This window comes from Leptospira alstonii serovar Sichuan str. 79601 (assembly GCF_000347175.1).
In the GTDB taxonomy this organism is placed as follows: domain Bacteria; phylum Spirochaetota; class Leptospiria; order Leptospirales; family Leptospiraceae; genus Leptospira; species Leptospira alstonii.
Map to the genome: position 1 here is coordinate 5,001 of NZ_ANIK01000105.1, position 8,265 is coordinate 13,265.

At 37.4% G+C, this 8,265-nt stretch carries 8 protein-coding genes (1 of these 8 cut by a window edge); 7 read left to right on the forward strand and 1 reads right to left on the reverse strand.

Going from position 1 to position 8,265, the window contains the following annotated elements:
• The 7 genes from LEP1GSC194_RS17995 to LEP1GSC194_RS18025 all read left to right on the forward strand — a co-directional run.
• On the forward strand, positions 1–2,133 hold the 3' portion of the coding sequence (locus LEP1GSC194_RS17995) for a type I restriction endonuclease subunit R (protein ID WP_036043704.1). Its footprint begins 654 nt before the window's first position; the window shows 2,133 of its 2,787 coding nt (coding positions 655–2,787); its start codon lies off the left edge, out of view; the stop codon is at positions 2,131–2,133.
• A gap of 58 nt (positions 2,134–2,191) precedes the next feature.
• Positions 2,192–2,962, forward strand: a complete 771-nt coding sequence (locus tag LEP1GSC194_RS18000; protein ID WP_020774933.1) for an AAA family ATPase — start codon at positions 2,192–2,194, stop codon at positions 2,960–2,962.
• Between the two features lie 3 nt (positions 2,963–2,965).
• Complete coding sequence (locus tag LEP1GSC194_RS23270) at positions 2,966–3,739, forward strand: hypothetical protein (RefSeq protein WP_020774931.1); 774 nt, start codon at positions 2,966–2,968, stop codon at positions 3,737–3,739.
• A 4-nt stretch (positions 3,740–3,743) separates the two neighbouring features.
• The gene (locus LEP1GSC194_RS23275) at positions 3,744–5,045 is read left to right on the forward strand and encodes a S8 family peptidase (RefSeq protein WP_020774935.1); all 1,302 of its coding nucleotides are present in this window, start codon (positions 3,744–3,746) and stop codon (positions 5,043–5,045) included.
• A gap of 9 nt (positions 5,046–5,054) precedes the next feature.
• On the forward strand, positions 5,055–5,939 hold the full coding sequence (locus LEP1GSC194_RS18015) for a DUF488 domain-containing protein (protein WP_020774936.1): 885 nt from the start codon (positions 5,055–5,057) through the stop codon (positions 5,937–5,939).
• Positions 5,940–6,123: 184 nt separating this feature from the next.
• Entirely contained in the window at positions 6,124–6,678 is a 555-nt protein-coding gene (locus tag LEP1GSC194_RS18020) for a hypothetical protein (RefSeq protein WP_017809073.1), read from the forward strand.
• Between the two features lie 152 nt (positions 6,679–6,830).
• Positions 6,831–7,877, forward strand: a complete 1,047-nt coding sequence (locus LEP1GSC194_RS18025) for a restriction endonuclease subunit S (RefSeq protein ID WP_017809074.1) — start codon at positions 6,831–6,833, stop codon at positions 7,875–7,877.
• On the opposite strand, the gene LEP1GSC194_RS21780 is transcribed toward LEP1GSC194_RS18025, so the two are convergent.
• The coding region (locus tag LEP1GSC194_RS21780) for an ISL3 family transposase (RefSeq protein WP_020774934.1) at positions 7,868–8,265 on the reverse strand (398 nt) is incomplete at its 5' end. The genes LEP1GSC194_RS18025 and LEP1GSC194_RS21780 overlap by 10 nt on opposite strands.

Genomic DNA, 8,265 nt, shown 5'->3' on the forward strand with positions numbered 1-8,265 from the left:
AATCTAGGTGAACAGGCTGAACAAGAATTCATGTCTTATTTACCTAAGGATAACAATCGAAAATTCACCGAACTTTATGCAGTCCATCGATTAAAATCTGGGTTTGTACCTTCAGATAACCAAGTTTATATTAGTACAATACAAAGATTATATTCCATTCTACGGGGAAAAGAATTGGAGGACTCTTCAGAAGAAGATAACCCAAATGAAAAATGGACACCCAATGAACCTGTTCCGGTGGAGTACAACCAAACAATACCCCCGGAGTTCTTCGATTTTGTGGTTATCGATGAATGTCATCGAAGTATTTATAATCTTTGGAAACAAGTTTTGGAATATTTCGACGCATTTCAAATCGGGCTTACGGCAACCCCTGACAATCGAACTTATGGATACTTTAATCAAAACGTAGTAAGTGATTACGGCTTCGAAAAAGCGGTCGCTGACGGGGTTTTAGTTCCTTATAATGTATTTACTATCGAAACTCAAATTTCCAAAAACGGAGCTCAAATTCAAAAGGAAAGTCTATTTAAAGAATATATCGAGAAGAGAGAACGATTGACCAGAAAAAAATTCTGGGAGCAGCTGGATGAGGATTTCGAGTATTCCGCAAAGAAACTAGATAATGAAATCATAAATCCCAGCCAAATCAGAACTGTTATAAAATCATTTAAGAAACATTTGCCGCAAATGTTTCCCGATCGATATGATGCAAGAAATGAGTTTGAAGTTCCAAAAGCTTTAATCTTTGCAAAGACGGATAGTCATGCGGATGATATTATTCAAATTGTTAGAGAAGAGTTTGGGGAAGAAAATCGTTTCTGTAAAAAGATAACTTACAAAGCTGATGAAGATCCGAAGTCTACTCTTTCGCAATTTCGAAATGACTACTATCCGAGAATTGCCGTAACCGTCGATATGATTGCGACGGGGATAGATGTAAAACCTTTGGAATGCCTACTTTTCATGAGAGATATCAAAAGTCGGAATTACTTTGAACAAATGAAAGGAAGAGGAACTCGTACTTTAAGTTTGGACGATCTTAGAAAAGTCAGCCCATCAGCAAAATTTACAAAAGACCATTTCGTGATCGTGGATGCGGTAGGCGTTACTAAAAGTTTAAAGACCGATAGTAGACCTTTGGAAAAAAAACCGGGTGTAACTTTAAAAGATTTGCTCGGGGCCATTTCTGTCGGTGTTCAAGATGAAGATTTATTTTCTACTATAGCCAATAGATTGATTCGATTGGATAAACAATTAACGGAAAAAGAAAAAACGCAGTTTTTGGAAAAATCAAAAGGAAATACAATTCCGCAAGTGGTGCGGAAACTTTTAGATGTATATAACCCAGACACTCTGGATGAATTGAGGAAAAAAATAGAAAAGGATTCTCAAAATTTATCTTTTGAAGAAATTGAAATTAAATTTAAGGACGAGCATGGCTTGCTGATCCAACAGACAGCAGACATCTTTACGGGAGATCTTATTCAATTTATAGAGTCCGCTCGAAAAACGCATTTTCAATACATAGACGAGGTGAATTTAGATCGTGTCTTGAAAGAGTCTTGGGAAGTCGATACGAAAGCAACAGCCGAAGTTTTGGTGCACGATTTTCAGGTTTGGTTAGAAGTTCATAAAACAGAAATACTTGCACTGCAAATTTTTTACAATCAGCCTTATCGCAGACGTGAATTGACGTATACGATGTTAAAGGAGATATTGGATATTCTAAAATCGGATAAGCCAAATTTAGCCCCCATACAGGTCTGGAAGGCTTATGAGCATTTGGAAACGGTTTACGGAAATCCGAAAACCGAGTTGATGGCACTTATTTCCTTGATTCGAAAGATAACCGGCCTGGATCGATCTCTTACGAGCTATGATAAAATTGTAGATAAGAATTTTCAGGACTGGGTTTTTAAGAAACAAGCGGGATCACTCAAGTTTAACAAAGAACAAATGTATTGGTTGCAAATGATAAAAGATTATATCGTTTCTTCATACCATGTCGAAAAGGAAGACTTTGATCTAGACCCTTTCAATAAGATAGGTGGATTGGGAAAGTTTTGGCAGCTTTTTGGAGAGAACACGGAGTCTATTTTGGAAGAACTAAACGAGGTTTTGGTGGCTTAAACGAAATTTCAAAATAAGATCTCGATTTTATCTTAGTTTTAAAGGGGAACTTGCAGATTTGCTTTCGGTTTCTTTTCCGAAAGTTAGAATTTCCGATATGGTATTAAAGGATTCGATTGTATCACTCATTCGGAAAACTTTAGAAGAACAAAGAAATTATCTCAAACTTAAGACGCATGATCTACATCCAAATCGTAAACTTTTGTTAGTCGGTCCGCCAGGTTGTGGAAAGACGATGACTGCGTCCGTTTTAGCCGGTGAACTCGGACTCCCTCTATTTTCTGTCCGTTTAGACGGTTTGATTAGCAAGTATATGGGGGAAACTATTTCTAAGTTACGATTGATATTCGATTCTATGAATGAAACACGAGGAATCTATTTATTCGATGAATTTGATTCGATTGGGACAACTCGGAATTTTACAAATGATGTTGGTGAAATTCGAAGAGTTTTGAATAGTTTCTTAGTCTACTTGGAACAAGACCAATCCAATAGTATCATTTGTGCCGCTACCAATAATCAGAATGGTTTGGATTCCGCTTTATTTCGTCGATTTGATGAAATGTTAGAGTATGACTACCCCGACAAAAAGCTTATATTACAGATCATTCAGAATCGGGTCCGGCTTTATAAAATTGAAAGTAAGTCACTTCTCAAAGTAGTCAATGCTGCCTTAGGCCTCAGTTTCGCAGAAGTCATCAAAGCTTGCGACGACGCGATCAAGCGGATGATCCTAAAAGATAAATTAAAACTCTCTTCCGAAGATCTAATGAAATCCTTTTTGGATCGGAGTGGAAAAAGAACTCAATCAAAACAAAAGTTAAAATAGAACATGCCGGATTTGAAATATCCTCATTTCCTCCTAAGACTCAAACCGGATTCGGAGAAATATACAAATCCTTCCGGTGGTTCGCCTAAATTTCCAATATACTTAGGGAAAGATCCGAAATCCAAAGGGAAGGATTTACGCGATCAATTGGAAAAGGCTCAAGCAGACTTTTTAGAAATAGTGAATCTAAGAAAACAATCTTCCATTAAGGAAGATTTGGGTTTGTTTCTAACTTTTGAAAGTTTGGAAGGTTATGATTTATGGCTCACGAGCTTATCAGATAAATCTGCCGGGATTGAAGTTGAAAATGTTCAAAAAAAATACGGAAAGACTTTGGTTACCGTTTACGTTCCCAATGGAAAATTATCCGTATTTTTCAAAAAAATAGAACAATATTTAGATCAAAACAAGAATACAGAAAAAGGAAATCCAAAGAATCAAAAATTACTCAATAATATTGAAAAGATAAAACTTTCAACCTTAGAAAATTTTTGGAACTATAACGATCCGTTTCCGAAGGATCATGATCATAAACTACTATTAGAGATTTGGCTACGAGTTGGAGAAGATAGAAACGAGATCAATTCACGATTTAAGAAAGCCGCCATCGAATCCGGAATTCTGGTTTCTGAGCGATTCTTATCATTTCCCGAATCTTCCGTCTTTAAGGTGACTGCATCTATCAATCAATTGAAGTCTTCCATTTTGCTTTTGGATTGTCTTTCTGAAATCAGAAAGTCGAAGAAGATAGTTCCATTTAGCAATTACGGCGCCTGATTTATTGATTCAAGAAGGTGAGGCTTCGTCTTGGTCGGCGGCTCTGGATTTATTAGCTTTTGGCAGCGGAGAAGAGGAAGAGCCCAAACGATTGCTCTTTGTTTCCGCAGGCAATGTATCTCCAGAGAAGATTAAGGATTATCCGATCGCTAATAGGGACTCGAGTATCCAAGATCCTGCTCAGGCTTGGAATGTGGTTACAGTAGGAGCTTTTACTCAAAAAGAAGATCTCGAAAAGTCGAAAAATCCGGATTATGAGTTGATTGCGAAATCAGGAGGTTTGTCCCCACAGAGTACAACTTCCGTTTCTTGGAACCAATCGGATTGGCCTTTTAAACCGGATATCGTAATGGAAGGCGGCAATTTTGCAAAAAATAAAAGACAAGAAATTGATCCGACTGATTCCCTTTCTCTTCTCACTACTGATTCCGCTATTCAGAAACGATTATTATTTCCTATCGTTGGCACAAGCGCCGCTACGGCTCAAGCGGCGAGATACGGTGCAATTTTATCCGCTGAGTATCCTGGTTTTTGGCCTGAAACGATTCGGGGAATGTTGATTCACTCCGCCGATTACTCACTTATAAATTTAGATTATTCTAATATTCAAAAATTAAAAAAAGAAAAACAAAAAAGGATTCTTCGAACCTACGGATACGGAGTGCCGAATTTAAATTTCGCATTAGAAAGCGGTAAGAATTCTTGCACGATGATTATCCAGGACTCCATTTCTCCTTTTACGAAAGGAAAAGACGGTATTTCAACCAATGAGATTTTATATTATAATTTACCTTGGCCGAAAACTGTGCTGCAAGAGTTTTCGACGGAATCAGTCCAGCTAAAGGTTACTCTTTCTTATTTCATCGAACCGAATCCCAAAAGAATCAATACGAAAATGACTAGCACGTATGCCTGTTGTGGTTTACGTTTTGATTCAATTGGAGCGACGGAAGGCTCAATCCGATTTCAAAAAAGAATGAATCGAAATAGCAGAGAAAAGATTGGTAAGGGAAAATGGGAAACTGGCTTTTCTAATTCTGAAAATTCCAATTGGGTCTTCGGTAGCACTCTTCGAGATCAAGGTTCGATCCATTCCGACATTTGGATAGGTTCTGCGGCTGATCTAGCCACTAAAGAAAAAATTTGCGTTTTTCCTGTGAGTGGTTGGTGGAGAAGCCGAGAAAAGATGGAGCGATATAACGATCGAATTCGGTTTTCATTGATTTGTTCGATACTAACTCCGAAAGTAGAAATGGAAATTTATTATGCTATTGAGAATCAGATTAAAATTCTGAATTTGGTTTAGTTAAAGAAAATGTTCTACCGCAGAAAGATCATCTTAGCCTTATTACAATCATTCGGGGGGACTTTATCCAAGACAGACCTTCAGAAACTGCTTTTTCTATTTTCTCAAAGACAAGAAAAAGCGAGCTTTGATTTTCTTCCCTATCGTTTGGGATGTTATTCTCCTCAAGCAACACAGGATCTGAAAACAATGATTCATTACGGACAAGTAAAAGAGCAAAAGTCAGGTTGGATAGTTTTGGATTCGCTGGATTATAGAAAAACTTTGAGAACAACCGACATAGAGAGATTGTCTATCTTTTCAAAGGATTACTCCAAGTTGCGCGGAAAGGCATTGGTGAGATACGTTTACGAAAACTATCCTTTTTATGCGATCAAAAGTGAAATTGCAGAAACCATTCTGAACGAAGATCAATGGAAGAAGGTAAAAAATTCTATACCCGTAAAAAAGGAACCTTGCTTATTTACGATCGGTTATGAGGGAAAGACGGTAGAGAGCTATGTAATCGAGCTGATTCTTGAGAACATTCAAGTTCTTTGCGACGTAAGAAAGAATCCCCTGAGCATGAAGTTCGGTTTCTCTAAAACACAACTCAAAACGATTTTAGAAACGGTTGATATCGAATACCTTCACATTCCAGGCCTTGGAATTGATTCGGCCAAACGACAAGAATTGCATACACACAAGGATTATGAGAAGTTGTTTCGCGATTATGAAGCTACAACTTTAAAAAGTAATCTTAAAGATTTGAAATACATTGCCGAGTTATTCAATAAAAGATACCGTATCGCATTGACTTGTTTTGAAGCCGATTCGAGCTGTTGTCATCGGAGTCGAACTGCAAAAGCGCTTCTAAAATACCTTCCAAAAAAAACTGAATTGAGCCATCTATAATCGAGACGGAATAGTTTTTGAAAGTTCTCATTACCGTAAAACATATCCCGCGATTTCCACGAAATATGGAGAGACGGTTTGCACAGCGGGCATCACGGAAGAAGGAAAGTGGATACGGATCTATCCGTTTTCGTTTCGAAAAATCAATTATAAAGACCGTTTTCATAAATACCAATGGATCCAATTGGATCTCAAGAGAAATACGAGTGATTTCCGACCGGAATCCTTTCGCCCTCTTGATTATCAGAAAATCGAAACCGTTGGAGAAATTCCACCGGATGGGAATTTATGGACGGAAAGAAGAAAGGTTGTCCTACAGAATGTGTACACCAATTTGGATCAATTGATTTCAGAAGCGAAAGATCGCAAGGTCTGCACATCCTTAGCCACCTTCCAACCGACTCAAATCATTGATTTTACATACGAAAAAGTGGATGGCAATTGGGACACTAAAAAGATTCGTTTTTTAGAATCCGAAAAGCAACAAGGCTCGCTCTTTGAATCGGAAAATGAAGATGATATAGAAAATTTCGAAGTCGTAGATAAGGTTCCGTACCAATTTCGATTTAAGTTTGCGGATGATTCCGGAAAGGTATCCCACATGATGATCGAAGATTGGGAAACGGGGATGTTGCATTGGAATTCTCTCCGGCGTCATCGGGGCGATGAACGTCTTGCCTGTGAAGACGTAAAAAAGAAATACTTTGAAGACTTCGCTAAAACGAAAGATTTTTTTTAGGCACCATCAAACAGTATCATAACGTTTCTCCAAATCCTTTTGTGATCATTGGAGATTTCCGACCCAAGCCAATGCAACAATTGGAGTTGGGGTTTAATGTTGATTAACTTGATTTTAAAAATTGGAAAGTATTTCGAGAAAGTATTAAATTAATGGAAGAAATTAAGAATAAGAACAAAAATGAGTCTCTGTTAAACATGTCGTTTATAAGTAATAATCACATTCCAGATAAATGGAATTTAGTAAAACTTGGAGAAGTTGCAGAATATATAAATGGAAAAGCCTTTAAGTCCTCTGAATGGGTAAAGGAAGGGACACCAATTATTAGAATTCAAAATCTCAATCGAGAAAATTCAGAATACAACTATTGTAAATCAGAGATTGAAAAAAAATATCATGTAAACTCCGGCGATTTATTGTTTGCTTGGTCCGGAACTCCAGATACATCATTTGGAGCGCATATCTGGAAAGGCGGATTTGCATATTTAAATCAGCATATTTTTCGAATTGTAGTTAATGAAAGGTTGATTGGCAGGCAATACTATCTTTATGCGTTAAAGAATAAAATAAAAGAGTTTGTGAAAAATGCTCATGGAACGGCTGGTTTAGCACATATTACTAAATCTAAATTTGAAGAATCTCAAATCCCTCTCCCGCCCCTTGCCGAACAACAACGCATCGTATCCAAAATCGAAGAACTTTTCAGCGAATTAGATAAAGGAATCGAAAGCCTCAAAACGGCTCAGCAACAGTTGAAGGTTTATCGACAGGCGGTCTTGAAATCTGCATTTGAAGGAAAATTAACGAAGGAGTGGAGAGGACGACATCCGGATCGAGTCGTGAGTGAAGACATTGTAGAAGAAAAAGATTCTTCTTTGGGGGAGTTGCCGAGTGGATGGAAATGGGTGAGATTGGGGGAAGTTATCGAACAGCCTCGGTACGGTACCTCTAAAAAGTGCGAATATAATAGAATTGGAAAGGCAGTATTGAGAATTCCTAATATTGCTGGGGGAATGATTGACGATTCTGATTTGAAATACGCTAAATTTGACGAAGAAGAAATTTTAAGCTATTCATTAAAAGAAGGAGATATTCTTACAATACGCTCGAATGGAAGTGTAGACTTGGTAGGAAAGTGCGCTATAATAACAAAACGAGATACTGATTATTTGTGGCCCTTCAGGAAAAATCATGGGTAAACGTCCAAACCGCCTAAATGAAAGAGAATAGCGACGCGGAAGAAATCGAAATTTCTGAAGCCTCTTGCATTCGATTTAATTTTCTGAATACTTGAATTAATACTTTCCGAACCAGCGTTTGTGATTCGATGAGCGAAGTAGGTAAGGATATATTTAATGTTTTTATAAAGCATCTTAGCGACTTTAATAATAGGTTTAAGTTTAGAATGAGTAGCCCAAAAATACCAACGTTTGAAAAACTTTTCCGCATTACCTTTATAGCGGTAAGACCAAAAATAACGAAAGGCTTCTTTTATCTGCCATCCTTTCCCGACTTTATACAGATTTAGTTTAAGAGAATTGAAAGCTTCCTTTTGCTTATCAGAATAATTTTCTTGGTTCGTTAACC

Excerpts from the sequence above, each read along its gene's own strand:
- LEP1GSC194_RS23270 (WP_020774931.1), top strand. The coding sequence starts at position 2,966 with ATGCCGGATTTGAAATATCCTCATTTCCTCCTAAGACTCAAACCGGAT.
- LEP1GSC194_RS18015 (WP_020774936.1), top strand. The coding sequence starts at position 5,055 with ATGTTCTACCGCAGAAAGATCATCTTAGCCTTATTACAATCATTCGGG.
- LEP1GSC194_RS18025 (WP_017809074.1), top strand. The coding sequence starts at position 6,831 with ATGGAAGAAATTAAGAATAAGAACAAAAATGAGTCTCTGTTAAACATG.